Raw genomic sequence first — 22,893 nt, 5'->3', positions numbered from 1 at the left:
AGCTCCGGGCTCCGGGCTCCGGGCTCCGGGCTCCGGGCTCCGGGCTCCGGGCTCCGGGCTCCGGGCTCCGGGCTCCGGGCTCCGGGACAAAGCTCGCCCCTCCCTCCCTCCTTCCCTCCCTTGCCCCTCCGTCTCCCTACCCCCGCCTCCTTCCGTCCCCTGTCCCTCTCCCCCGAGCTGTCCCTCACCCCGAGCGCGGTCTCTCCAGCCGGGCCCAACTCACCCTCCCGACCGGAACTCACGCCCCCACCACCAAAACCACCCGTTCGGGATCAGGCGTGCCAGCCGGGCAACTGGTCCTCTGGAGACAGCTCCGGCGATCCAGGCGTCAACCGCCTCCACCACACACGGTTGACGCCACTCCGGGGCCACGTCCCAGCCCCAACCCAAGGAGGTCAAACAGAAACCCGCAGGCCGGTGGCCGCTTGGCGCCGAGCACCACCGGCAACGCAACCCAGTCACGAGACGACGACCTACTCGCACAACGGAACCAGCTCCGCTCCGAGCGTCCCCACCTTCAGACAACGCCTTCGGGCGCCCCGGTCACCATCCGGCTGGCCGAGAGCCGTCCGCGAACGCCAAGTTGTGCGGTGGCGGCAACCCAAGTCCACCCCGCATCAGCGCGACAGCCGTTCGCCCACTCAGCAGAAGCCCCCGCCGGCCAGGCATCCCACCCAGCCGACGCCACACCCCAAGGAGGCCGCCCCCACCACTCGGACACCCCAAGCAGGCAGCTCCAGCAGAACCCCACCGGAAGCATGCCGATCAACAGATACGCCAAGTCCGGCCAGTGAGCCTGATCGCGGCGCGATCACCGCATCATCAGATCTGTCAGGCCTCAGCCTGTTCGGCCATCTTGGTGCGCAGGCGCAGCACCGCACGGGTGTGCAGCTGGCAGACCCGGGACTCGGTGACGCCCAGGACCCGGCCGATTTCGGCGAGGGTCAGGTTCTCGAAGTAGTAGAGCGTGACCACGACCCGGTCGCGTTCGGAGAGTTGGGCGATCGCGTCGGCGAGCTGACGACGGCCGTCCTGGTCGACCAGGGCCGCGACCGGATCCTCGGCCCGGTCGTCCGGCAGGGTTTCCGCCAATGAGGCGGTGCCCCGGCCAGCGGCGATCAGTTCGTCCAGGGCGACCACGCTGGTGAGTTGGAGCTGGGCGAACAGTTCGCGCAGCTCGTCACTGCTGACGCCCAGTTCATCGGCCAGTTCCAGGTCGGTGGCGGTGCGCTGGAGCCGGGCCTCGAGCCGTTCCAGGGCACGTTCGACGTCGCGGGCACGGCTGCGGACCGAACGGGGCACCCAGTCCTGGGCGCGCAGGTCGTCCAGGATGGCGCCGCGGATGCGCTGCATGGCGTAGGTCTCGAACTTCAGCCCGCGTTCGGGCTCGAACTTCTCGATCGCGTCGACCAGTCCGAAAACACCGGACTGGACCAGGTCGGCGACGTCGACGTAGGACGGCAACCCGGTGCCGACCCGGCCGGCGACGTACTTGACCAGCGGCGCGTAGTGCAGGACGAGGCGGTCCCGGAGGGACTGTTCGCGGGCTACGCCGTAGGCGCGCCACAACGCGACGATGCCTGCCTCGACATCGTCGGCACTGCGCACCTCGCCGACGGTCGCGGTGGCCTCCTCGGGTTCCGGCTCGGACTCGTGGCCGTGGCCGCCAGGGGTCCCGGCACCGCGCCCCTGCCTGGGCGCCGTGCCTTCGTCAACGCCGTGACGACGAGCCCGTCCAAGGTGGGCGGAGCGGGTCTGTGGGGAGGACGCCGTTGACACGGTCGCTGTGCGGAAACCTCCCCCGGCATCGTCAGGAACGGGGGTGGGTTCGGTCATGTATCGCCTTCAGCCGTTCGACGGTGACGTGGGTGTAGAGCTGAGTCGTTGCGAGCGTAGCGTGACCGAGCAGTTCCTGAACGCTTCGGAGGTCGGCTCCGCCTTCGAGGAGATGGGTCGCGGCGGAGTGACGCAACCCATGCGGACCAATCGGGGCGGCGCCCGGCACGGAACCGATCATGTCGTGCACCACCCTCCTCACCACTCTGGGATCGAGCCTGCCACCGCGCGCGCCGAGGAACAACGCCGCATGTGAAGCGGCACAGACAAGTTGCGGCCGACCGCGCTCCAACCAGGCACGGATCGCCCGTTCGGCGGGCACCCCGTACGGGACTGAACGCTGCTTGCCGCCCTTGCCCATAACCAACGCGACACGCCGCGAGTGATCAATATCGCCCACGTCCAACCCACAGAGTTCCGCCACCCTAACCCCACTGGCGTACAGGAGTTCCACGATCGCGTGATCACGCAGCGCAACCGGATCACCCTCCGCTGCTCCGGAGGCTGAAGCCTCCATCGCGGCGGTGGCTTGATCAGCACGAAGCACCGCCGGAAGGTGCCGATGCGGCCGCGCCGAGGCCAGTCGAGGCCCTGGATCGTTGTCCAGGTAACCCGTCTTGGCCGCCCATCCGGTGAACGTCCGCGCCGCCGCGGCCCGTCGGGCCAGGGTGGTCCGGCTGGCCCCACCCGCCCGCTGGTCCGCGAGCCAGGACCGCAGCTCGCTGAGATCAAGTGCGCCCAGGTTCGGCGATGCCGTCAGACCGCCTCGGTCCTCATCCGCGGGTACGGCTGACGGCGGTGACCCGGCTGACGTTGCGGTCGGCGTTGCGGCCCCGGGCTCGGGCTCGACCCCGGGCTCGGGCTCGGGCTCGGGCTCGGGCCGAGAATCCGTACTGCCGGGACCTTCCGGGCCGTGGGTGAAGTGGGTCAGCAGGGAGACGACATCGCTCAGGTAGGCGCGGGCGGTGTGCGGGGAGACGTCGCGCTCCAGGGTCAGGTGGCGCTCGAACTCGTCCACGGACCGAGCCAGTGGGGCCGGGAGCTGGGCACGCGCGGATGCCGTTCCGGTGGCCCGACGGCGGTCCCCTCGCGGGGTCGGCATGCCATTCCTCCCTTGTGGCACGCCTGGCGGGCGGCGGCCTCCACCTGACACGCTGCGCGGTCGAGCGGACTCGGTCAAGTGGCACCGCCCAACAGTTGTGGGTGGTCGACGGGGTCCACGGGTTCGCTTTGATCATCTATTGGCTCGCAGCCGATGCCAACCCTCATCGCCCCTCTGGGCGAGTCCGGCGAGTTCCAATGCGGGGAGTAGTCCTCTGACCCGGCTCAGCGGCAGTCCGGACTCGACGGCTACCTCTTCCGCGCTCAATCCGGACCGCTCTGGCAACGCCTCGTGCACGCGGAGGGCATGGGGTTCCAGGCCATCGGTTTCCCTGCGCGGACCTTCCGGGGTGTCGGAGAGGTCGATCCCGATTCGGCCGGATGCCTCGATCACCTGAGCCGCGGTGCCGACCGGGACCGCGTGTCCGGACCGGAGCAGGGCAAGACAACCGACCGACATGGCCGAGTTGACCGGACCGGGCACAGCCATCAGCGGACGGCCCAGGGTGCGGGTGTGGGCGGCGGTGTTGGTGGCACCGCTGCGGATACCGGCCTCGACCACGACCGTGCCGCCACCAAGTGCGGCGATGAGTCGGTTGCGCACCAAAAATCTGTGCTTCGCAGGCTGGACGCCGGGTGGGTACTCACTGAGGATGAGGCCGCCCTGGGCAACGATCCGGCGCAACAGGCCGACATGTCCCGCCGGGTACGGGATGTCCAGACCGCAGGCGACCACGGCCACGGTCGGGCCGTTGCCGATGATCGCGCCACGGTGCGCCGCGCCGTCGATGCCCATGGCTGCTCCGGAGACGACGGTGACGCCGAGGTCGGCGAGTCCGATGCCGAGTTCGGTGGCGACCGTCTCGCCGTACGGGGTCGCCGACCGGGAGCCGACGATCGCGACCGCCCGCTCGACCAGCTCAGCCAGCGGCGCCTCGCCACGCACCCACAACGCCAACGGCGGCACCGCTTCCGGTGCGCCCTGAGCCGCGGCGGCAGCGAAGCTGGAGAACTGCCAGCTCGGCCAGTCGGGGTCCTCGGGAATGAGCAGGCGAGCGGGCAGGGCCTCGGCTGCGGCGAGGTCCTCCCGCGGGAGGAAGGCAGTGCGGCGGGCCTCGGTCTCCCTGGACACGGGTGGTGGGACGTCGCCGCGGTGAACTCGGTCGGCGGCCGCCACGGCACCCAACTCGGTGACGAAGCGGTGCAGGGCGGGGGCCGGGGGTTCGGCGACTCGGGACAGGTAGGCGCGGGCAAGGCGCAGGCGGGGGTCGTCCGCGCTCATGGGACTCCTGACGGGGTGGGAGGGCGGGGTTGGCGTGAAGGGCGGGTTGGGCTCGAAGTACGGGATGGGGACAAAGGTCCGGGGGGCAAAGGTCGGGTGGGGGCGGGGAGCCAGGGCTGGGGCTGGGTGCCGGACGGCTGGCGCCTGGGGGCTGACGCCCGGTGGGCTGGGCGCTTGGGGGCTGACGCCCGGTGGGCTGGGCGCTTGGGGGCTGATGGTCGAGATCGGGCGCGCTGGGGCTGGGCTCCGCTGGATACGGGGGGGACGGGACGCTGGGCTGGGGGTGGGCGGCGAACTGGGGGTGGTCAGGGACCGGGTTGGTCAGGGGCGGCGGGTGATCAGGGGCCAGGGGCAGTCAGGGGCCGGGTGCGGTCAGGGGCCACGGGATGGCGGTCAGGGGCGGGGGGCTCGGTCGCGGAACTCCAGGGCGGCGGCCACGTGGTCGGCGGTGGGGCGGTCGGACTGGTCGAGGTCGCTCAGGGTCCAGGCGACGCGTAAGCAGCGGTCGGCGCCTCGGCCGGTCAGGACCCCGTGGGCCAGGGAGCGGTCGAGCAGGGCCGTGGTGGGTTTCGGTAGGGCGTATTCGCGGTGCAGGGCGGGGCCGGGGACTGCTGCGTTGTTGGGCCAGCCGTGGTGGGACCAGCGGTGCTGGGCCCTGGCTCGGGCAGCAAGGACTCGGTGGCGGACGGTGGCGGTGTTCTCGGGTGGGTTGTCGGGGTCGACGTGCATGTGGCTGAGCGGGCGCATGCGGACCTGGAGGTCGACCCGGTCCAGCAGCGGGCCGGACAGGCGGGCGGCGTACCTGCGGCGGGCCGAGGACTGGCAGACGCATTCGCTGTCGCGGGGTGGAGCGCACGGGCAGGGGTTGGTGGCCAGGACCAGCTGGAACTGGGCTGGGTAGCGGACCAGGCCATCTCGGCGGGCCAGCCGGACCTCGCCCTGTTCCAGTGCGGTGCGCATGGATTCCAGGCGTTGCGGGCCGAGTTCGCCGACCTCGTCGATGAACAGGACTCCGTGGTGGGCGGTGCTGATCGCGCCGGGTTTGGCCAGGCCGGAGCCGCCGCCGATCAGGCCCGCGACCGAGATGGAGTGGTGCGGGGCGATGAAGGGCGGGCTGGTAATGAGTGGGGCGTCGGCGGACAGAGTGCCTGCCAGGGAATGGATCGCGGTGACTTCGAGGGACTGTTCGTCGGTGAGGGGTGGGACCAGGCCGGCGAGGCGTTCGGCGAGCATCGTCTTGCCGGTGCCGGGCGGGCCGACGAGCAGCAGGTGATGGCCACCGGCGGCGGCGACCTCCAGGGCCCAGCGGGCTTCGGGTTGGCCTACGACGTCGGTGAGGTCGGGGCAGGGGGTGGGCTGGTCGGTGGTCGCGGCCGGGGACGGGGTGGGGAGATCGGCTTCGCCGCGGAGCCAGCGGAGGACTTCGGCGAGGGTGCCGGCGCCGTAGACGTCGAGATCGGAGACCAGACCGGCTTCGGGGAGGGCGGGGCTGGGCACCACGGCTCGGCGGATGCCGGCGCGGCGGGCGGCGAGCAGGGCGGGCAGGATGCCGCGGATCGTGCGGAGGCGGCCGTCCAGGGCCAGCTCACCGAGCAAGGCGGTGGAGTCGAGCGCTTCCTGGGGGATGGCGGCCGCCGCGGCCAGGGCCACGCAGGCCAGGGCCAGGTCGTAGCCGGCGCCGGTTTTGGGGAGGGCGGCCGGGGACAGGGCGAAGGTGATCTTCCGGTCGGGCCAGGGTTCCTCGCTGTTGCAGACGGCGGCGCGAACCCGCTCCTTGGACTGCTGGAGCGCGGTGTCGGGCAGGCCGACGATCTGGACGCCTGGGCGGCCGCCGCCGAGGTCGGCCTCGATTTCGACGAGGAGGCCGTCCACGCCGAAGAGGGCTACGGACCAGGCTCGGGCCGGGGGCATAGGGGCGACTCCAGGGAGGGGGAGGGTGGGAGGAGGAGAGGAGGTGTGGGGAGAAGAGGGAGGGGCGAGCTTGGGCTGGCTGGGGGCTGGGGCTGGTGGAAAGGGGTGGGGCGCGGGCGAAGGCTGAGAAGGGAAGAGGGGCAGGGGCGGGTTGGGGGCGAGAGTGCGCGGGTTGGGGCGGGTGAACGAGCTGCGCCACGAGAACGGCAGGCAGCGGCACAGGCGAGGCAGGAGGGCTGACTGGGGGCCTGCGGGGGTTGGCGGGGTTGGGGGCTCGGGAGGCATGTGGAGGCGGCTGGAGCACGGGTATGGGCGTGCGGGGGTGGCCGGGCACGGGGTGGCTCGGCTGAGGGCTGGGGTGGGTTGCGGGAGTCCTGGGCGTGCGAGGGCCACGTGGGTGGGGAGGCTGGGGTGACGCGGGTGGCCCCGGTGGTGCCGGGCACCGGGAGGGGGTCCGGGGCTTCCGGGTGGGCTCCAGCGGGGGGCATCCGGGGGCTCGCGGGCGGGCTCCGGTGGGGTGAGCGTGTGGGCTCCGGTGGGAGCCGGGCGCGAGCTAGAGGATGGCTCTGCGGTGGTCGAGGGTTGGGGGGTCGCCGGGGGGCCACAGGATGGCTACCAGGTCACAGCGGATGGGGACCCAGGGGACGTGGTGGAGGGTCAGCCAGGATTCCGTGGACTCGCGGATGCGGCGGGCCTGACGGGGGGTCAGGGCGGCGGCGGGGGGCTCGAACGACGGGTCGCTGCGGGTTTTGACCTCGCAGACGATCAGGGTTTGGCCGTCGGTGGCCACCAGGTCGAGTTCGCCGTGGCGGCAGGTGTAGTTGGTGTCCAGGATGGTGAGGCCCTGGGACTCCAGGTACTGGGCGGCCAGGGCTTCGCCTTTGCGGCCCAGCGATTTGTTGTGGGTGGTGGCGCGGGAACGCAGGGTGGCGTTGAGGCTGGCGGCTGCGTTGCCGGTGGAGGCCGCGTTGCGGGTGGCGGTGCGCAGCGGGGTTGTGGTGGTGGGCATGGGGGCTCCCGGGGGTCGGAGGGGGTGTGCCTTCGACCTTTGTCGGGAGTGGGGGTTTGCGCCAGGTGGGGTTGGCGGGGGTTGTGGATAAGTGGGTGGGTGTGGATGGGTTGCGATCTTGAGGGGTGGGGAGAGAGGGAAGTGTGCTATTGGCCGAAGGGGCCGGATTCGGGGAGGCGGAGGTCTGGTTTGTCCAGTTCCTCCACGTTGACGTCCTTGAAGGTGATGACTCGGACGTTCTTCACAAACCTCGCGGGGCGGTACATGTCCCACACCCACGCATCCGACATGCGCACCTCGAAGTAGACCTCGCCGTCGGCGTTGCGCACCTGCACGTCCACCGCGTTGGCCAGATAGAACCGCCGCTCGGTCTCCACGACGTAGGCGAACTGACCGACTATGTCGCGGTATTCCTTGTAGAGCTGAAGCTCCATCTCGGTCTCGTACTTCTCGAGATCCTCCGCGCTCATCCGCCTTCGACCCCTCGTCGTGACACTGCCGCCCCCTCAGCGAGGCGTCCTGGTGGAACCAACACATTCTGGACTACCGGGGCAACGCCGTTTCGGGCGGTCGCGAGCAATCCGGTTTTCACCCGCCGGGGCGGGGTCAGGCCATGTTCATCGGCGGCGGCGATGACGTTCGCGTAGCTCCACCGGTGTTCGTCGGTGGGGCCGTGGGTTCGCAGTGCCGCGCTGTGTTCCGCGGTGCTGTAGCCCTTGTGCACGTCGAAGCCGTAGCGCGGGTGTCGCTGGTGTAACTCGGTCATGATGCGGTCCCTGGTGACCTTGGCCAGCACGCTGGCCGCGGCGACGCAGGCCACCGCCTGGTCGCCCTTGATGACCGGCATGTTGGGCGCGGTCAGGCCGGGGACCCGGAATCCGTCGGTGAGCACGTAGCCGGGATGTGGTGACAGCCTCGCCACCGCCCGGCGCATGCCCTCCAGGTTGACCACGTGGATGCCCAGGGCGTCCACCTCGGCCGGGCCGACCACCACCACCGAATGTGCCACCGACCGGTCCAGGACCAGGTCGTACATCCGGTCGCGGGTGGCCGCGGTGAGCAGTTTGGAATCGGTCAGGCCCTCGAACCGGCGCAGGTCGCCCGGACGCAGCACGCACGCGGCGACCACCAGCGGTCCGGCGCACGCGCCCCGTCCCGCCTCGTCGACCCCGGCCACCGGGCCCAGTCCGCGCCGGTCCAGCGCGGCCTGCAACGCCCAGTTGCCGGAGCTGCCGCGCACCACCGCACGCGGTGGGCGCAGCTGCGCCTTCGAGTCATCCGGACGGGGCGACACCTTGGCCCCAGCCATGATCAGTCGAGATCCCGCTTCTTCCGGGAACGGAGCGGGCGTAGGCCCCGGCGGATCAGCCACAGCGTGGGCACGGCGCCCACGATGCCCATCCCCGCGGGGATTCCGGCCTGCCACGGCGCGGCGCCCAGGGCTGCGGCCTGCGGGTTCGGGTCGTCGATGGTCTGCCAGCGGCTCGGCGGCAGCACGATGATCTGCGCCTTGCCGATCACGTTGGCCACCGGCACCGGACCGTGCCCCTCGGCCCGGGAGTCCGAGGAGTTGTTCCGGTTGTCGCCCATCATCCAGAGGTGGCCCTGCGGCACCGTGATCGGACCGAACCGGGTCTGGTCCTGGGCCCCGCCGTTACGCTCGGGATCCCAGTACAGGTAGGGCTCGGTCAACGGCTTGCCGTCGACCAGCAACCGGTTCTGGTCGTCGCAGCACTGCACGGTCTGCCCGCCGACCGCGATCACCCGCTTGACGAAGTCCCGCTCGTCCGGCGGCGCGAGGCCGATGAACGAGCCGAGGCCCTGCAGCCAGCGGACGAAGGAGTTCGACGAGCGGGACCCCACGATCTCCGGGCTCCACGAGTCGGGGCCGCGGAAGACCACGACGTCACCCGGCTCGGGATCGCTGAAGCGGTAGGTCACCTTGTCGACCAGGACCCGGTCGTTCGTGCACCCGTCGCAGCCGTGGAGCGTCTGCTCCATCGACTGCGACGGGATCACGTACACCCGGGCCAGGAACTCCTGGATCAGGAAGGTGAGCAGCAGCGCGACCACGATCAGGATCGGCAGCTCCTTCCAGAAGGAGCCCTTTTTCTTGGGCTTCTTCGTATGGAAGGGCTTCTCCTCCGGCGCCCCGGCCCCGGCCCCGGCGCGCGGGATGCCGTGGACGGGGGTGGAGTCATCCGGATCGTTGTGCTGAGGCTGGGAAGCCACGATGTCGGCCACCGAATCAGGCTACGTGACGGAGACGACGCCCGATCACTTGGCGGGGACCGTGTCCCGCTTCTCCTTGATCTTGGCGGCCTTGCCGCGCAGGTTGCGCAGGTAGTAGAGCTTGGCCCGGCGCACGTCGCCGCGGGTCACCAGCTCGATCTTGGCCAGGTTCGGGGAGTGCACCGGGAAGGTGCGCTCGACGCCGACGCCGAAGGAGACCTTGCGGACGGTGAAGGTCTCGCGGATGCCGCCGTTCTGGCGGCGGATGACCACGCCCTGGAAGACCTGCACGCGCTCACGAGAACCCTCGATGACGCGAACGTGCACCTTCAGCGTGTCGCCCGGGCGGAATTCCGGGATGTCAGAACGCAGCGACTGGGCGTCCAGAGCGTCCAGGGTGTTCATGGGTGTTCCGTCCTCGTCATTCTCAGAGTTCTCACTTACGCCCTAGGTCCGTCGCCGTGTCCGCGAGAGGGCCCGTCAGGGGTGAGCTTCCGGTGTGCGCGCCGGTCAGCGACCGGCAGCAGCAACCTGTCCAGTGTGCCAGACGGGGTAGTCGGGCACGAAATCGGCCTGGTCAGGCCGGGGGCTGCTCGGCACGGAGCTGGTCGAGCAGCTTCCGGTCGTGCTTGTCCAGCGCCTCATCCGGCAGCGCGGCCAGCAGCTCGGGGCGGCGGTGGAAGGTGCGCTCCAGGGCGCGGTCGCGGCGCCAGCGGTTGATCGCGGCGTGGTTGCCCGAGCGCAGCACGTCGGGCACCGGCATGTCCTGCCAGACCTCGGGCCGGGTGTAGCTGGGGCCTTCCAGCAGCCCGTCGGAGAAGGAGTCCTGCTCGTGCGATGCCTGGTTGCCCAGCACCCCGGGCAGCAGCCGGACCACGGCCTCGGCCATGACCAGCACCGCGGCCTCGCCGCCGATGAGCACGTAGTCGCCGATGGAGACCTCGTCCACCGGCATCCGCCGCGCGGCCGCGTCCACCACCCGCTGGTCGATGCCCTCGTACCGGCCACAGGCGAAGACCAGGTGCTGCTCGCGGGCGTAGGCGTGCGCCATGGCCTGGGTGAACGGCCGGCCCGCCGGGGTGGGCACGATCAGCCGCGGGGTGGGCTCGGCCGGGCAGATGGCATCCAGGGCCTCGCCCCAGACCTGCGGTTTCATCACCATGCCGGGGCCGCCGCCGTACGGGCTGTCGTCCACCGAGCGGTGCACGTCGTGCGCGTAGTCGCGCAGGTCGTGCACGCCGAGCTGGATGAGGCCGCGGTCCAGGGCCTTGCCGAGCAGCGCCTCGCGCAGCGGGGCAACGTACTCGGGGAAGATGGTGATGACGTCCAGGCGCACGAGCGTGTTCGTTCCTACTGGTCGAAGAGGCCCTCGGGCGGGTCGATGACGACCCGGCCGCCGGCGAGGTCGACCTCGGGCACGATCGCGGCCACGAAGGGCACGAGCAGCTCAGTGCCGTTGGCGTCGAGCACGAGCAGCTCGCCGCCGGGGCCGTGGATGACCTCGCGCACCACGCCGATGGCGGCTCCGGTGGTGTCCACCGCGGCCAGGCCTTCGAGCTGGTGGTCGTAGAAGGAGTCCGGCTCGGTGATCTCGGGCAGCGCGCTGACCGGGACGGTGAGCAGGACGCCGCGCAGGGAGTCGGCGGCACCGCGGTCGGCGATGCCCTCGAAGCTCACCAACAGCCGCCCGGCGTGTGGCCGGGCGGCTGTGACGGTGAGACGCCGGGCAACGCCCTGACGCGGCTTGCCGGTCAGGACGGTGCCGATGGCGAACCGGTCGTCCGGCTCGTCGGTGTGCACGTCCACGACGAGTTCGCCGCGGATGCCGTGCGACCGGGCGATGCGCCCGACGACCACTTCGGTGCTCACGGAGATGACGTCCGCGGCGCTCAGCGGTCGGTGTCGACGACGTCGACCCGGAGGCCGCGGCCGCCGATGCCGGACATGACGGTGCGCAGGGCGGTCGCCGTGCGACCGCCGCGGCCGATCACCTTGCCGAGGTCCTCGGGGTGCACGTGCACCTCGAGAGTCCGCCCACGGCGAGTCGTGATCAACTGGACGCGCACGTCGTCCGGGTGGTCGACGATGCCGCGGACCAGGTGCTCAAGAGCGTCCGCGAGTACCGTCATGCGCCGGCGTCCTCGGCCTTCTCGGCACCCTCGACGGCCGCGGGGGCCTCGTCGGCGGGCTTGTCGGCCTTCTTCGGGGCCTTCTTCGACTTCGGCGTGGTGGCGTCGGTCGACGGCTCCTCGCCAGCGGCGGCGAGCGCGGCCTCGAACAGGGACTTCTTGTCGGCCTTGGGCTCCTTGACCTTCAGGGTGCCCTCGGCGGGGGCCGGCAGGCCCTTGTACTTCTGCCAGTCACCGGTCAGCTCGAGCAGGCGCTGCACGGGCTCGGTCGGCTGCGCGCCGACACCCAGCCAGTACGCCGCACGCTCGGCGTTGACCTCGATGAAGCTCGGCTCGTCCTTGGGGTGGTACTTGCCAATCGTCTCGATCGCCTTGCCGTTGCGCCGGGTGCGCGCGTCGGCGACCACGATGCGGTAGTACGGCTGGCGGATCTTGCCAAGGCGCATGAGCTTGATCTTGACGGCCACGGGTAGCGGTGCTCCTCGAAATTTTGTGCTGCTCACGGGTGAGCGCCCACCTGTCCGCGTGGGGTTGCGGGTGTGGTGCGCTCGGTTGTCGGAGCCGTGGCACGGTGAGAGGGACCGACCATGGCGGACAGCCAGCCATTGTGCCAGACGGGGTGCGCCGGGGACGAATCCGGGGGCGGTTCAGGCGAAGGCGGCCAGGGTGACGCCTGCCCCGGTCAGCGCGGTCCGGACCGCGATCGCGTGCGCCACCGCGCCCGGGGTGTCCCCGTGCAGGCAGAGCGAGCGGGCCTGGCTGACCAGCACCGATCCGTCCACCGCGACGATCTCGCCGCGCTCGGCCAGCCGCACCGCGCGGTCCACCACGTCGGCGGTGCCGGTCAGCAGCGCGCCGGGCTGACTCCGCGGGACCAGGGTGCCCTCGGGGGTGTAGCCGCGGTCGGCGAATGCCTCCTGGACCGCGGGCAGGCCGGCCGCCTCAGCGGCGGCGAGCAGCCGGGAACCGGGCAGGCCGAGCACCGGGAGTTCGCCGAAGGCACGCACCCCGGCGACCACCGCGGCGGCCTGGGCCTGGTGGTGCACGACCGCGTTGTAGAGCGCGCCGTGCGGTTTGACGTAGCGGACCTCGGTGCCCGCCGCGCGGGCGCAGGCGGCCAGCGCGCCGATCTGGTAGAGCACCTCGTCGGCCAGTTCGGCCGGGTCGGCGTCGATGAAGCGGCGGCCGAAGCCGGCCAGGTCGCGGTAGGAGACCTGGGCGCCGACCGCGACCCCGGCGGTGGCCGCGGCCTGGCACACCCGGCGCATGGTGGCCGGATCGCCCGCGTGGAAGCCGCAGGCCACGTTGGCCGAGGTGACCACGTCCAGCAGCGCCTCGTCGTCGCCGAGCCGCCAGATGCCGAAGCCCTCGCCGAGGTCGCTGTTGAGGTCCAGCCTCACGCCGGGATCACCCCTGTCATGATCAGCAGCATGCCCAGCGCGGGCAGCAGGTTGTTGACCTGGTGCACCACGATGCTGGCCAGCAGGCCGCCGGTGTACATCCGGGCCAGGCCCATCGGGATCGCGATGAACAGCAGCAGCGGGGTGCGTTCGGGCTCGAAGTGGGCGACCGCGAAGACCATGGTGCTCAGCACGAACGCGGCCCAGCGGCCCCAGCCGAGGCGTTCCACCGCGCCCCAGAGCAGGCCGCGGTAGACGATCTCCTCGCACAGCGGGCCGACCAGCCACAGGTGCAGGAAGACGATCGCGGCCAGCACCGGGGACATGGACACGCCGTCGAGGACCTTGCCGACCGCGGAGTTGGCCTGGTCGTTGCCGACCCAGGCGGCCCAGATCCGGGTGGCGTAGAGGGTGGGCACCAGGGCGATCGCGCCGATGGCCAGGCCGATGCCGGCATGCCGCCAGTTCCAGCGCAGCCGCAGGTCGGCCAGTGGTCCGTTGCCGCGCACCACGGTGATCAGCACCGCGACCAGCGCGCCGGTCAGGGTGGGCAGGGACAACACCGCGACCAGTTCCAGCGGCCCGATCCGGGCGCCGGGGGCCGGCCGGAACAGCGCACTGAGCGTGACCGAGACCAGCAGGAACGCGCCGAAGGAGACCAGGAACGCGCCAAAGCCCCACCGGTGCGGTTTGGCCGGGGTGTCGAAGAGCGCGTCCGCCGGGCGCTCGCCGAGGCCGCGCAGGATCGTCCACCAGCGGAGCAATGCTGGAGGTTCGCCCACCGGCTCCGGCGACTGCGGTGCGTTCACGGGCGCCTCCGAGCAACTGGGCTTGCGATCGGGAAGAACTGTCCCACTCTAGCCAGAAGGACTACCCGGCGTAGTGGGGCCGGGAACTAGGACTACACCAGGTTGGCACCGAAGAAGAAGATCAGCGCGGGCAACAGGTTGTTCACCGCGTGCGCCACGATGCTGGCGCCGATGCGCCCGGTGAGCATCCTCGCCCAGCCCATCGCGACACCCTGGGCGAACAGCGCCAGGGTGCGGTCGGGTTCCTGGTGCATGAGCGAGAAGACCAGCGCGGTGAGCACCAGGATCGCGTACCTGGGCACCCGGTACTGCTCCAGCGCGCCCCACAGCGCGCCCCTGGTCAGCAGTTCCTCGGTGAGCGGGGCGCCGAGGAACAGGAACAGGGCGAGCAGGGCCAGCCAGATGGTGCGGCCCTCGTTGCCGGCGAAGATGCCGGTGGTCGGGGCCGGGGAGTCACCGCTGAGGCCGAACACGATCGGGTTGATGACGAAGGCGGCGCCGATGGAGATGGCGCCGCAGACCAGGCCGACCTTGAGGTCGCGCAGGGTGGGCACGATGCCGAAGTCGCGGCGCAGACCGCTGCCCTTCCACCAGCTCGCGATGGCCGGGACCAGGCCGAGCAGCAGGTTGGGCGCGAAGGAGAGCAGCAGCAGCGGGCCGAGCACCGGCGGATCGGCGGGGTCGAAGCCGCGGAACTGGCCGGCCATCACGGCGTTGATGATCAGTCCGGCCAGGTGGAAGGCGCCGTAGCCGAGGACGAAGACCAGGATGCCCCAGTGCACGCTGGTCCGGGTGGCGGCGACCTGCTGGGCCTCGTAGTAGGTGGGATGCAGGTAGGGATCGCGGTTCTGGTCGACGTCGCGCATGGGGGCGGAGTAGGTGGACCAGGACGGGGGCGGGGTGGGGCTGAGCGGGGTGAAGCCGGGCGGGGACGCCGGGGGCGCGAGTGGTGGGGGTGCGGTGGCGGGGAGTTGGTCGAGGCCGGGCGGGGTGGCCGGGGAGTGGCCGTAGCCGGGGATGGTGGCCGCGGGGAAGGTGACCGGAGGCTGGCCGAGGCCGTGGGGTGGCTCGGCGGGTGCGGTGGCGGCGGGCGCTTCGGGCGGCGGCGCGGCGGGCCAGGTGGGCTGCGGCTGGCCCGGGGACGCGGTGGCCTCGCCGCAGGGAGGCGGTGCGGGGCGGGTGAAGCCCGTGGGTGGGGTGGGCGCGTCCGCGTGGTCTGGGGCCCCGGTCATCTGGTCCTCCCCCGAATCAGGTGTACGGGTGGCCGCCGAGCACGACCAGTTCCGGGGTGCGCAGCACGCCCAGGTCGGCTCTCGGGTCCTCGGCGTAGACCACCAGGTCGGCCGGTGCGCCGTGGGTCAGGGCGGGCCTGCCCAGCCACTCGCGGGCGGCCCAGGACGCGGCGCCGATGGCCGCTTCCCGGCTCATGCCCACCCGGTGCAGGGCGGTGATCTCGTCGGCGATGCGGCCGTGTTTGATGCCGCCGCCCGCGTCGGTGCCTGCGTAGACCGGGACGCCTGCCTCGATCGCGGCGGCCATGGTGTCGGCGCAGCGGGCGTGCAGGTCGAGCATGTGTTCGGCGTAGCGCGGGTACTTGCCCGCCTTGGCGGCGATGCCCGGGAACAGCTCGATGTTGATCAGGGTGGGGACCAGGGCGGTGCCGCGGCGGGCCATCTCGGCGATGGTGTCCCCGGTGAGGCCGGTGCCGTGTTCGATGCAGTCGATGCCCGCGTTGACCAGGCCGGGGACCGCGTCCTCGGAGAAGACGTGCGCGGTGACCCTGGCGCCGGCGGCGTGCGCGGCGGCGATGGCCTCGGTGAGGATCCGGTCCGACCAGAGCGGGGCCAGGTCGCCGGTGCCGCGGTCGATCCAGTCGCCGACGATCTTGACCCAGCCGTCGCCGTTGGCGGCCTGTTCGGCCATGGCCGCTGGCAGCAGCTCCTCGTGTTCCAGCTCCGCGCTGATGTAGGGGATGTAGCGCTTGGGGCGGGAGAGGTGCCTGCCCGCGCGGATGATCCGGGGCAGGTCGGAGCGCTCCTGCAACGGACGGGTGTCCAGTGGGGAGCCGCAGTCGCGCAGCAGCAGCGCGCCGGCGTCGCGGTCGGTGCGGGCCTGGTCGATGGCCTCGGGCAGTTCCACCGCGCCGTTGGGGCCCAGGCCGACGTGGCAGTGCGCGTCGACCAGGCCGGGCAGCAGGTAGCCGCCCTCGTGCAGGGTCTGGGCGGCGCGGACGGGCTCATGCGAGATGAGCCCGTCCGCGATCCAGAGATCCCGGTGTTCGCCCTCGGGAAGGAGGACGCCGCGCAGGTGGAACGCTGGTGGTGCTTCGATCACTTGTCGAACTTCAGCTTCGAGGGGTCGAAGCCGGGCGGGAGCTGGTCCAGGTTGGACAGCGCCGGGGGCAACTCGTTGAGGCCCTTGGGCATGCCGGACAGGTCGGGCATGCCGCCGGGGAAGCCGGGCATGCCGCCCATGCCGGGGAAGCCGCCGCGGATCTTGGGCGGGGTCGGGCCCTTGCCCTTCTTCCCCTTCTTGCCCTTGCGGCCCTTGCCGCCGCCACGGGTGGCGCTGCCGCCGCCCATGCCGAAGCGGCCGGCCATCTGCTGCATCATCTTCTTGGCGTCGAAGAAGCGGTTGACCAGGTTGTTGATCTCGCTGATCGCCACCCCGGAGCCCTTGGCGATGCGCTGCCGCCGGGAGGCGTTGATGATCTTCGGGTCGGCCCTCTCGGCCGGGGTCATGCCGCGGATGATCGCCTGCACCCGGTCCAGCTGCTTCTCGTCGACCTGGGCGATGGCGTCCTTCATCTGCCCGGCGCCGGGCAGCATGCCGAGCAGGTTGGCGATCGGGCCCATCTTGCGCACGGCCATCATCTGCTGGAGGAAGTCCTCCAGGGTCAGCTCGCCCGCGCCCAGCTTCTGCGCCTGCTTCTCCGCCTCCTGGGCGTCGAAGACCTGTTCGGCCTGCTCGATCAGGGTGAGCACGTCACCCATGCCGAGGATGCGGCTGGCCATCCGGTCGGGGTGGAAGACGTCGAAGTCCTCCAGCTTCTCCCCGTTGGAGGCGTACATGATCGGCTGGCCGGTGACCTCGCGGACGCTGAGCGCGGCGCCACCGCGGGCGTCGCCGTCGAGCTTGGTCAGCACGACGCCGGTGAAGCCGACGCCCTCCTGGAAGGCGGTGGCGGTGCTGACCGCGTCCTGGCCGATCATCGCGTCGACCACGAACAGCACCTCGTCGGGCTGCACGGCGTCGCGGATGTCCGCGGCCTGCTTCATCAGCTCCTCGTCGACGCCGAGGCGGCCCGCGGTGTCGACGATGACCAGGTCGTGCTGGGACTTGCGGGCCTCTTCGATGGCCAGTCGGGCCACCGCGACCGGGTCGCCGACGCCGTTGCCCGGCTCGGGCGCGAACACCGGCACCCCGGCGCGCTGGCCGACGACCTGGAGCTGGTTGACCGCGTTGGGCCGCTGGAGGTCGCAGGCGACCAGCAGCGGGGTGTGGTTCTGCCCGGCCAGGTGCTTGGCCAGCTTGCCGGCCAGGGTGGTCTTACCGGCGCCCTGGAGACCGGCGAGCATGATCACCGTGGGCGGGGTCTTGGCCAGGTTGAGTCGCCGGGTCTCGCCGCCGAGGATGGCGACGAGTTCCTCGTTGACGATCTTGACGACCTGCTGGGCCGGGTTCAGCGCCTGAGAGACCTCGGCGCCCTTGGCCCGCTCCTTGATCTGCGCGATGAAGCTGCGCACGACGGGCAGCGCCACGTCGGCCTCAAGCAGTGCGATCCTGATCTCGCGACAGGTCGCGTCGATGTCGGCATCGGACAGTTTGCCCTTGCCGCGCAGGTTCTTCAGGACCGATGTGAGGCGGTCGGAAAGGGTGTCGAACACGGGTCTCGGGCTCCAGCGGGGTCAGGACGGCAACAGAGTTCCTGACCCTAAGGCTAGCCGTCAGCGCGACCGCGAACCCACCAACTCCAGTTTCAGCCCGTTCGCGACGTCCGAGCGGTAGATCAGGGTGACCTCCGGCCAGCCCCGCAGCGGCCGTCCGGCGGTCAGCCGGGCACTGATCCGCAGCGCCCGCCGGACGTGCTTGGCGAAGGAGTGCGGGCGGATCACCCTGGCCCTGGCGCGCTGTCCCGCGCGGGCCTGTTCCGGGGTGACCTCCAGCCACAGCATCCGCGGCTTGCGGCCGCTGAGCCGGGCCAGCAGGGACAGCCAGGTGCGGGTGGTCACCCTGGTGGCCGGCTCGTGCACGAGCACGGGGCCGGGCGCGGTGAGCGCGGCCCAGACGATGCGCAGGTGGTGCAGCAGGTGCACCAGCGGGCGGTAGCAGCGGTAGGGCAGGTTCGGCAGCCGCTCGGCCAGCGGATCGCGGACCTGGTCGGAGTCGAGCACGGTGTACGGGCCGCTGGCGCGCAGCTTGCGCAGCAGGGAGGACTTGCCTGCCCCGGGTAGGCCGGCGAGCAGCATCAGGTCGTGCGGTCCCGCGCGGACCACGAGTGGTCCGGTGCCGGGGCGGCTGGATGTCACGCCGGTGCTGTCCACAACTGAAGAACGTACGGGGCGAACCCGGACGTTCCGCCCACAGCCCGTCGACAGCGGATCGACAGGTGATCACGCGGAGAGCACCGATGGCGGCCTGGACCCCTCACCGGGCCGCCATCGGCTCTCCGCTGGTGACGCTGTGGCCTCCTGCCACGGCTCCCCACCGTGGTCCCCGAACCGCGTCACGGCAGTCAGCCTGGTCCATTCGTGCAGGTCAGCGCAGCGTGATGGCCCGTGAACCGGACCGCGTGGAACTACCTACGTCCCGCTACGCAGCCCTGCCTCCGCTACGGAGCGGGCTGCTGCTCAGCGGGCAGCGGCCAGCACGGCTTTCTCGATCTTGCGGCGGGCCGGGCTGATCTCGGTCATCCGTGCCTTGAGGCAGCATGTCGCTACGAGAAGTTGCCGGGATTGCGGGCTCGGCGGTATCCTCTTGTCAGCGGAGGAGGGGTCGTGGCTATGACGAAGTCGCAGGTGACGCAGGCACGTCAGTCGATCCTGCGCTCCGCTGGACGGTTCTGGTCTGCCGCGGACCTGCCACTCGCCTCGTCGACCCGGCAACATCTACTGGCCGAGCTGGCTCACCGTGGCGAGCTGTCGCATGTCCGGCGGGGTCTCTATTGGCGTGGCCGGAAGACCCCGCTGGGGATGAGCCCGCCGTCACCGGAGGCGTTGGTGGAGGAACTCGTCGGCAAGCTCGGGGTGGGGCCGGCGGGGTTGTCCGCCGCGCACCGGCTGCGCCTGTCGACTCAGGTGCCACGCAAGACACACATCGCCGTTCCGCACCGCCCGCCAACGTCATCCGGCCCGATCACCTTCGTGTCCCGGGCGGCTCGGTCGCGGCGCGCGACAGCTGCGCTGACCGCCATCGAAGTGGCGCTGCTCGAAGTGCTGGACGACTGGAGCCGCGTCATCGAAGTGCCGCTGCCCGACGCCTGGCGACGTCTGCTCAAAGCCGTCAAGGATGGCGAGGTGTCCGCGGCCCGGCTGGCGGAGGCATCGGGAACCGAACCGGCGCCGGCGCGGGTGCGCCTGTCGGCACTACTGACCCAGGCCGGCTTTGCCGACCACGCGAGGACCGTGCCTCGCGCCGACCCGCGGACCGCGCGGCAGGCGCTGCCTCGTGAACTCGCCGCGGCGGTGGCATGACATCCAGCGCGGCGGGCGCCCAGGAGCGTCTGTGGCGACACGAGGATCCCGAGGTCTTCGGGGCTACCGTGCTCACCGCCGCTGAGCAGCTGGGTGTGCAGCCGTTGGCCGTGGAGAAGGACTACTGGGCATGCCAGGCGCTGCGCGCGCTGGTCACGGCGTTTCCCGGACAGATCATCTTCAAGGGTGGCACGAGTCTGGAGAAGCTGCGGCTCATCCAACGGTTCTCCGAAGACCTCGACCTGCTCGTCGTGGCCGACTTCCCGAATGAACGTCAGGGCAGGAAACGACTGAAGGAAATGTGCTCGGTCGCCGCCAAGGCATTGGAGAGCGAGCAGGTCGGCGAGCTGGGTGGCGGGAACCTTGGCACCCTGCATCGCAAGGTGTACCTGACCCCGCCCATGGCCGAGACCGACGGGATCGCCACGGGATTGGCCGAGCCGGGCCGGGTACTCATCGAGCTTGGCCAGTCCGGTGGGCAACACCCGTCCGAACCGGTGCCGGTGACTGCGCTGCTCACCCGGCAGTTGCGGGCAGCGGGCTTCGACATCGCCGCTTACGACGATCTACGGTCCTTCGAGGTACCTGTCCTGCATCCCGGCCGGACGCTGCTGGAGAAGCTGCTGCGGGTCAACAACTTCAGCATGGATGACGATGCCCGCGCCACCGAGCACGGCTGGCCGCGCATCGGCCGTCAGTTCTACGACATCTGGGCCTTGCTCGGCGACGCACAGACCCTCGCCTTCCTCGCCGACCAGTCGACCGCCGGCGCGGTCCTCGCTGACTGCTACGCGATCTCGGAGAAGTTTCAGGGCGACCGCCCCCCGCCCGTCGGCGGGTTCAGTCGCTGCGCGGCCTTCGACCCCACTGGCCCGCTCGCCCCGCAACTGCGTCAACACCATGACGACGCAATGCGGAACCTCTACTACGGCGCTGAGCCGGGGCCCACTTTCGACGACGTGCTTGAGCGGGTGCACGCCAACGCGCACCCGCTGAACGTGCCGCGGGTCCTGTCGTCGGTTCCGCTCAGCTAAGGCGGTCCCCGGGTCAGCGGGCGGCGGCCAGCACGGCTTTCTCGATCTTGCGGCGGGCCGGGCTGCCGGGTTCGCACAGGCCGTTGTCCGCGGTGGTGAGGCTGAAGGAGTCGACGACGGTGCCGCCCAGGGTGGCCACCCTGGCCCAGCGCACGTCGACCTTGCAGCTCTCCAGGGCGGCCGCGATCCGGTGCAGCAGGCCGATCCGGTCGGTGGCGCGTAGTTCCAGCACCACCGCGCCGCTGGCCTCGTCGTCGAACCAGAGCACCTTGGGTGGGGCGATCTGCTCGGGCGGGCCGCCGTAGTCGCGTTCCTTGGCGGCCAGCCGGTCGGTCAGCGAGAGGGTGCCCTCGACCACCTTGACCAGTTGTTCGCGCAGCAGCGCGGCGTCGGGCAGGGTGCCGAAGCGCGGGGACACGGTGAAGGTCTCCACCCCGGCGCCGGCGTGCGCGCTGACCTCGGCCGCGTGCACTTCCAGGGAGTTGAGCGCGAGCACACCGCTGGCCAGGGAGAGCAGGCCGATCCGGTCCGGGGCGAGCACGGTGACGGTGGCGGTCTGGCCGTTCGGGGTGATCACCACGTGCGGTTTGCCGGAAGCGACCGCGGCTTCGGCCAGGGCCTGCTGTTCCGGGTCGAGCGGGCCGGGGCCTTCCAGGGTCTCCCCCGCCATGGCGGCGCGGCAGCGGTGGACCAGGTCGGCGATCAGGGCGGCCTTCCACTCCGTCCACACGCCGGGGCCGGTGGCCAGTGAGTCGGCCTCGGCCAGCGCGTGCAGCAGTTCCAGGGCCACCGGATCGCCGTCGAGGGTGTCCACCACCCGGTGCACGGTGGCCGGGTCCTCCACATCGCGGCGGGTGGCGGTGTGCGGCAGCAGCAGGTGGTGCCGGACCACCCTGGCCACGATGGTCACATCCGAGGGCCACAGGCCGAGGCGTTCGCAGACCTGGGTGGCCAGTGCGGCGCCGACCTCGGAGTGGTCGCCGTCGCGGCCCTTGCCGATGTCGTGCAGCAGGGTGGCCAGCAGCAGCAGGTCGGGGCGGGAGACGGTGGTGGCCAGCCGGGCCGCGTTGGCCACCGCGTGCACCAGGTGCCGGTCCACCGTCCAGGTGTGCGCGGCATCGCGTGGCGGCAGGTCGCGGACGGCGCCCCACTCCGGGAACAGCCGTCCCCACAGGTCGGTCCGGTCCAGCGCCTCGACCACGTCGATCAGCCCGCGGCCGCAGCCGAGCAGGGCAAGCAGTTCCTGGCGGGCCGCGCTGGGCCAGGGCCTGCGCAGTTCGGGCGCGGAGTCGGCCAGCCGGGCCAGGGTGCCGGCCGCGATCGGGCTGCCGGTGCGCGCGGCCGAGGCGGCCACCCGCAACAGCAGGCCGGGATCGCGGGCGGGCACCGCGTCGCGGGCCAGCGCGACCTCGCCGCCGTGCAGCACCACGCCGTCGTCCAGTGGCCGCCGGGCCGGGCCGCGGTTCCACGGGGCGCGACTGCTGAGTGCGGCGAAACCCTTGCGCGGCAACGCGTTGCGCGCGGTGCGCAGGGCCACGTCGACCGCGTAGGCCACGGTGCGGCCGGTGGCGGAGAGCAGCCGGGCCAGCTCGAAGCGGTCGCCGACGCCGAGCGCCATGGCGATCTCGTCGCCGTCCTCGGCCCGGATGACGTCGCGGGCCTTGCCGACGCCGCGGTGCAGTTCGGTGCGCACGTCCAGCAGCAGCGTGCGGGCGGCGCGGACCTCGGGGCCGGGCCGGTCCACCAGCTGGGTGGCGGCCAGCGCGTCGAGCAGGTTGAGATCGCGCAGGCCGCCCTTGCCGTTCTTCAGGTCGGGTTCGACCCGGTGCGCGACCTCGCCGGAGCGCTGCCAGCGGTGTTCGGCGGCCTCGACCAGGTCCTCGAACCGGGTCCGGATGCCGGCCCGCCAGCTCTGCCGGGCGCCGGCGGCGAGTCGTTCGGACAGTGCCTGGTCGCCGACCAGGTGCCGCACCTCCAGCAGGCCCAGCGCGGCACGCAGGTCGGTGGCGGCCACCTTCTCCGCCTCGGCGAGCGTGCGCACCGAGTGGTCCAGGCCGACCCCGGAGTTCCACAGCGGGTACCAGAGCCGGTCGGCCAGCGCGCCGACCTCGGTCCGTCCATTGTGGACAAGAACCAGGTCCAGATCCGAGTGTGGGGCCAGTTCCCGGCGGCCGAGCGCGCCGACGGCGATGAGTGCGGTGCCGCTGCCCGCGCCGCCGATGCCCGCCATGCCGGCATGGGCGGCCAGCCAGAAGTCGTGCAGGTCGACCAGCGCGGCGCGTAGTGGCTCCGCGGCCAGTTTCCGGTGGCCGGGCGCGGGCGCCAGCAGCAACTGCCGTGCTCGCACCAGGTCCGCCGCGGTTGGCCCGACCGATTCGCTGACCCCTGCGCTCATGCTGTGTCCCGCCTTGCTCGCAAGACGCCGGATGTGGCGGTCCCGTTGGGCGCCAACGGAAC

General features: G+C 71.5%; 22 protein-coding genes. 2 read left to right on the top strand and 20 right to left on the bottom strand.

Annotation, left to right across the window (positions count from 1 at the left end):
* Positions 1 to 831: 831 nt before the first annotated feature.
* The 19 genes from MZC64_RS31885 to MZC64_RS31790 all read right to left on the bottom strand — a co-directional run bounded on the left by MZC64_RS31885 (position 832) and on the right by MZC64_RS31790 (position 18,253).
* On the bottom strand, positions 832 to 1,836 hold the full coding sequence (locus tag MZC64_RS31885) for a FliA/WhiG family RNA polymerase sigma factor (RefSeq protein WP_247760546.1): 1,005 nt from the start codon (positions 1,834 to 1,836) through the stop codon (positions 832 to 834).
* Positions 1,811 to 2,938 (bottom strand): tyrosine recombinase XerC, encoded by a 1,128-nt coding sequence (locus tag MZC64_RS31880; protein ID WP_282106179.1) that lies wholly within the window; start codon positions 2,936 to 2,938, stop codon positions 1,811 to 1,813. Before MZC64_RS31880 ends, MZC64_RS31885 begins: the two co-directional genes overlap by 26 nt.
* A 132-nt stretch (positions 2,939 to 3,070) precedes the next feature.
* Entirely contained in the window at positions 3,071 to 4,219 is a 1,149-nt protein-coding gene (gene dprA / locus MZC64_RS31875; protein ID WP_247760548.1) for a DNA-processing protein DprA, read from the bottom strand.
* 393 nt (positions 4,220 to 4,612) lie between these two features.
* Positions 4,613 to 6,130: a YifB family Mg chelatase-like AAA ATPase gene (locus MZC64_RS31870; protein ID WP_247760549.1), complete on the bottom strand. Its 1,518-nt coding sequence runs from the start codon at positions 6,128 to 6,130 to the stop codon at positions 4,613 to 4,615.
* Between the two features lie 553 nt (positions 6,131 to 6,683).
* Positions 6,684 to 7,139 carry a YraN family protein gene (locus tag MZC64_RS31865; protein ID WP_247760550.1) on the bottom strand — a complete coding sequence of 152 codons (456 nt, stop codon included), beginning with the start codon at positions 7,137 to 7,139 and terminating at the stop codon, positions 6,684 to 6,686.
* Between the two features lie 146 nt (positions 7,140 to 7,285).
* Complete coding sequence (locus tag MZC64_RS31860) at positions 7,286 to 7,609, bottom strand: DUF2469 domain-containing protein (RefSeq protein WP_086790123.1); 324 nt, start codon at positions 7,607 to 7,609, stop codon at positions 7,286 to 7,288.
* Positions 7,606 to 8,448 (bottom strand): ribonuclease HII, encoded by an 843-nt coding sequence (locus MZC64_RS31855; protein WP_282106178.1) that lies wholly within the window; start codon positions 8,446 to 8,448, stop codon positions 7,606 to 7,608. The genes MZC64_RS31860 and MZC64_RS31855 overlap by 4 nt, the downstream gene beginning before the upstream one ends.
* A gap of 2 nt (positions 8,449 to 8,450) precedes the next feature.
* The gene (gene lepB, locus MZC64_RS31850) at positions 8,451 to 9,383 is read right to left on the bottom strand and encodes a signal peptidase I (RefSeq protein ID WP_374205808.1); all 933 of its coding nucleotides are present in this window, start codon (positions 9,381 to 9,383) and stop codon (positions 8,451 to 8,453) included.
* 33 nt (positions 9,384 to 9,416) lie between these two features.
* On the bottom strand, positions 9,417 to 9,776 hold the full coding sequence (gene rplS, locus MZC64_RS31845; protein ID WP_247760551.1) for a 50S ribosomal protein L19: 360 nt from the start codon (positions 9,774 to 9,776) through the stop codon (positions 9,417 to 9,419).
* 172 nt (positions 9,777 to 9,948) lie between these two features.
* Positions 9,949 to 10,707: a tRNA (guanosine(37)-N1)-methyltransferase TrmD gene (trmD, locus tag MZC64_RS31840; RefSeq protein ID WP_247760552.1), complete on the bottom strand. Its 759-nt coding sequence runs from the start codon at positions 10,705 to 10,707 to the stop codon at positions 9,949 to 9,951.
* A gap of 14 nt (positions 10,708 to 10,721) precedes the next feature.
* Complete coding sequence (rimM, locus tag MZC64_RS31835; protein ID WP_247760553.1) at positions 10,722 to 11,240, bottom strand: ribosome maturation factor RimM; 519 nt, start codon at positions 11,238 to 11,240, stop codon at positions 10,722 to 10,724.
* A gap of 20 nt (positions 11,241 to 11,260) precedes the next feature.
* Positions 11,261 to 11,500, bottom strand: a complete 240-nt coding sequence (locus MZC64_RS31830; RefSeq protein WP_086789136.1) for an RNA-binding protein — start codon at positions 11,498 to 11,500, stop codon at positions 11,261 to 11,263.
* Positions 11,497 to 11,967 (bottom strand): 30S ribosomal protein S16, encoded by a 471-nt coding sequence (rpsP, locus tag MZC64_RS31825; RefSeq protein WP_247760554.1) that lies wholly within the window; start codon positions 11,965 to 11,967, stop codon positions 11,497 to 11,499. The genes MZC64_RS31830 and rpsP overlap by 4 nt, the downstream gene beginning before the upstream one ends.
* A gap of 180 nt (positions 11,968 to 12,147) precedes the next feature.
* Positions 12,148 to 12,900: a 5-oxoprolinase subunit PxpA gene (locus tag MZC64_RS31820; protein ID WP_247760555.1), complete on the bottom strand. Its 753-nt coding sequence runs from the start codon at positions 12,898 to 12,900 to the stop codon at positions 12,148 to 12,150.
* A complete protein-coding gene (locus MZC64_RS31815) occupies positions 12,897 to 13,709 on the bottom strand; it encodes a type II CAAX endopeptidase family protein (RefSeq protein ID WP_247760556.1) in 813 nt (270 codons plus the stop codon). The genes MZC64_RS31820 and MZC64_RS31815 overlap by 4 nt, the downstream gene beginning before the upstream one ends.
* A gap of 92 nt (positions 13,710 to 13,801) precedes the next feature.
* Entirely contained in the window at positions 13,802 to 14,941 is a 1,140-nt protein-coding gene (locus MZC64_RS48180) for a CPBP family intramembrane glutamic endopeptidase (protein ID WP_282106177.1), read from the bottom strand.
* Positions 14,942 to 14,957: 16 nt separating this feature from the next.
* Positions 14,958 to 16,043: an amidohydrolase family protein gene (locus tag MZC64_RS31800; protein ID WP_247760557.1), complete on the bottom strand. Its 1,086-nt coding sequence runs from the start codon at positions 16,041 to 16,043 to the stop codon at positions 14,958 to 14,960.
* Entirely contained in the window at positions 16,040 to 17,596 is a 1,557-nt protein-coding gene (gene ffh, locus MZC64_RS31795) for a signal recognition particle protein (protein WP_247760558.1), read from the bottom strand. Before ffh ends, MZC64_RS31800 begins: the two co-directional genes overlap by 4 nt.
* A gap of 60 nt (positions 17,597 to 17,656) precedes the next feature.
* The gene (locus MZC64_RS31790) at positions 17,657 to 18,253 is read right to left on the bottom strand and encodes an AAA family ATPase (protein ID WP_247760559.1); all 597 of its coding nucleotides are present in this window, start codon (positions 18,251 to 18,253) and stop codon (positions 17,657 to 17,659) included.
* A gap of 459 nt (positions 18,254 to 18,712) precedes the next feature.
* On the opposite strand from MZC64_RS31790, the gene MZC64_RS31785 reads away from it, so the two are divergent.
* Positions 18,713 to 19,402 carry a hypothetical protein gene (locus MZC64_RS31785; RefSeq protein ID WP_247760560.1) on the top strand — a complete coding sequence of 230 codons (690 nt, stop codon included), beginning with the start codon at positions 18,713 to 18,715 and terminating at the stop codon, positions 19,400 to 19,402.
* Positions 19,399 to 20,436 carry a nucleotidyl transferase AbiEii/AbiGii toxin family protein gene (locus tag MZC64_RS31780; protein WP_247760561.1) on the top strand — a complete coding sequence of 346 codons (1,038 nt, stop codon included), beginning with the start codon at positions 19,399 to 19,401 and terminating at the stop codon, positions 20,434 to 20,436. The genes MZC64_RS31785 and MZC64_RS31780 overlap by 4 nt, the downstream gene beginning before the upstream one ends.
* Positions 20,437 to 20,449: 13 nt before the next feature.
* On the opposite strand, the gene MZC64_RS31775 is transcribed toward MZC64_RS31780, so the two are convergent.
* Positions 20,450 to 22,831 carry a [protein-PII] uridylyltransferase gene (locus MZC64_RS31775; protein WP_247760562.1) on the bottom strand — a complete coding sequence of 794 codons (2,382 nt, stop codon included), beginning with the start codon at positions 22,829 to 22,831 and terminating at the stop codon, positions 20,450 to 20,452.
* Positions 22,832 to 22,893: the final 62 nt, after the last annotated feature.

Source organism: Crossiella sp. S99.2, from assembly GCF_023094165.1.
In the GTDB taxonomy this organism is placed as follows: domain Bacteria; phylum Actinomycetota; class Actinomycetes; order Mycobacteriales; family Pseudonocardiaceae; genus Crossiella.
The sequence above is the reverse complement of the archived record's forward strand: the minus strand, read 5'-3'. Positions and strand labels throughout refer to the sequence as shown.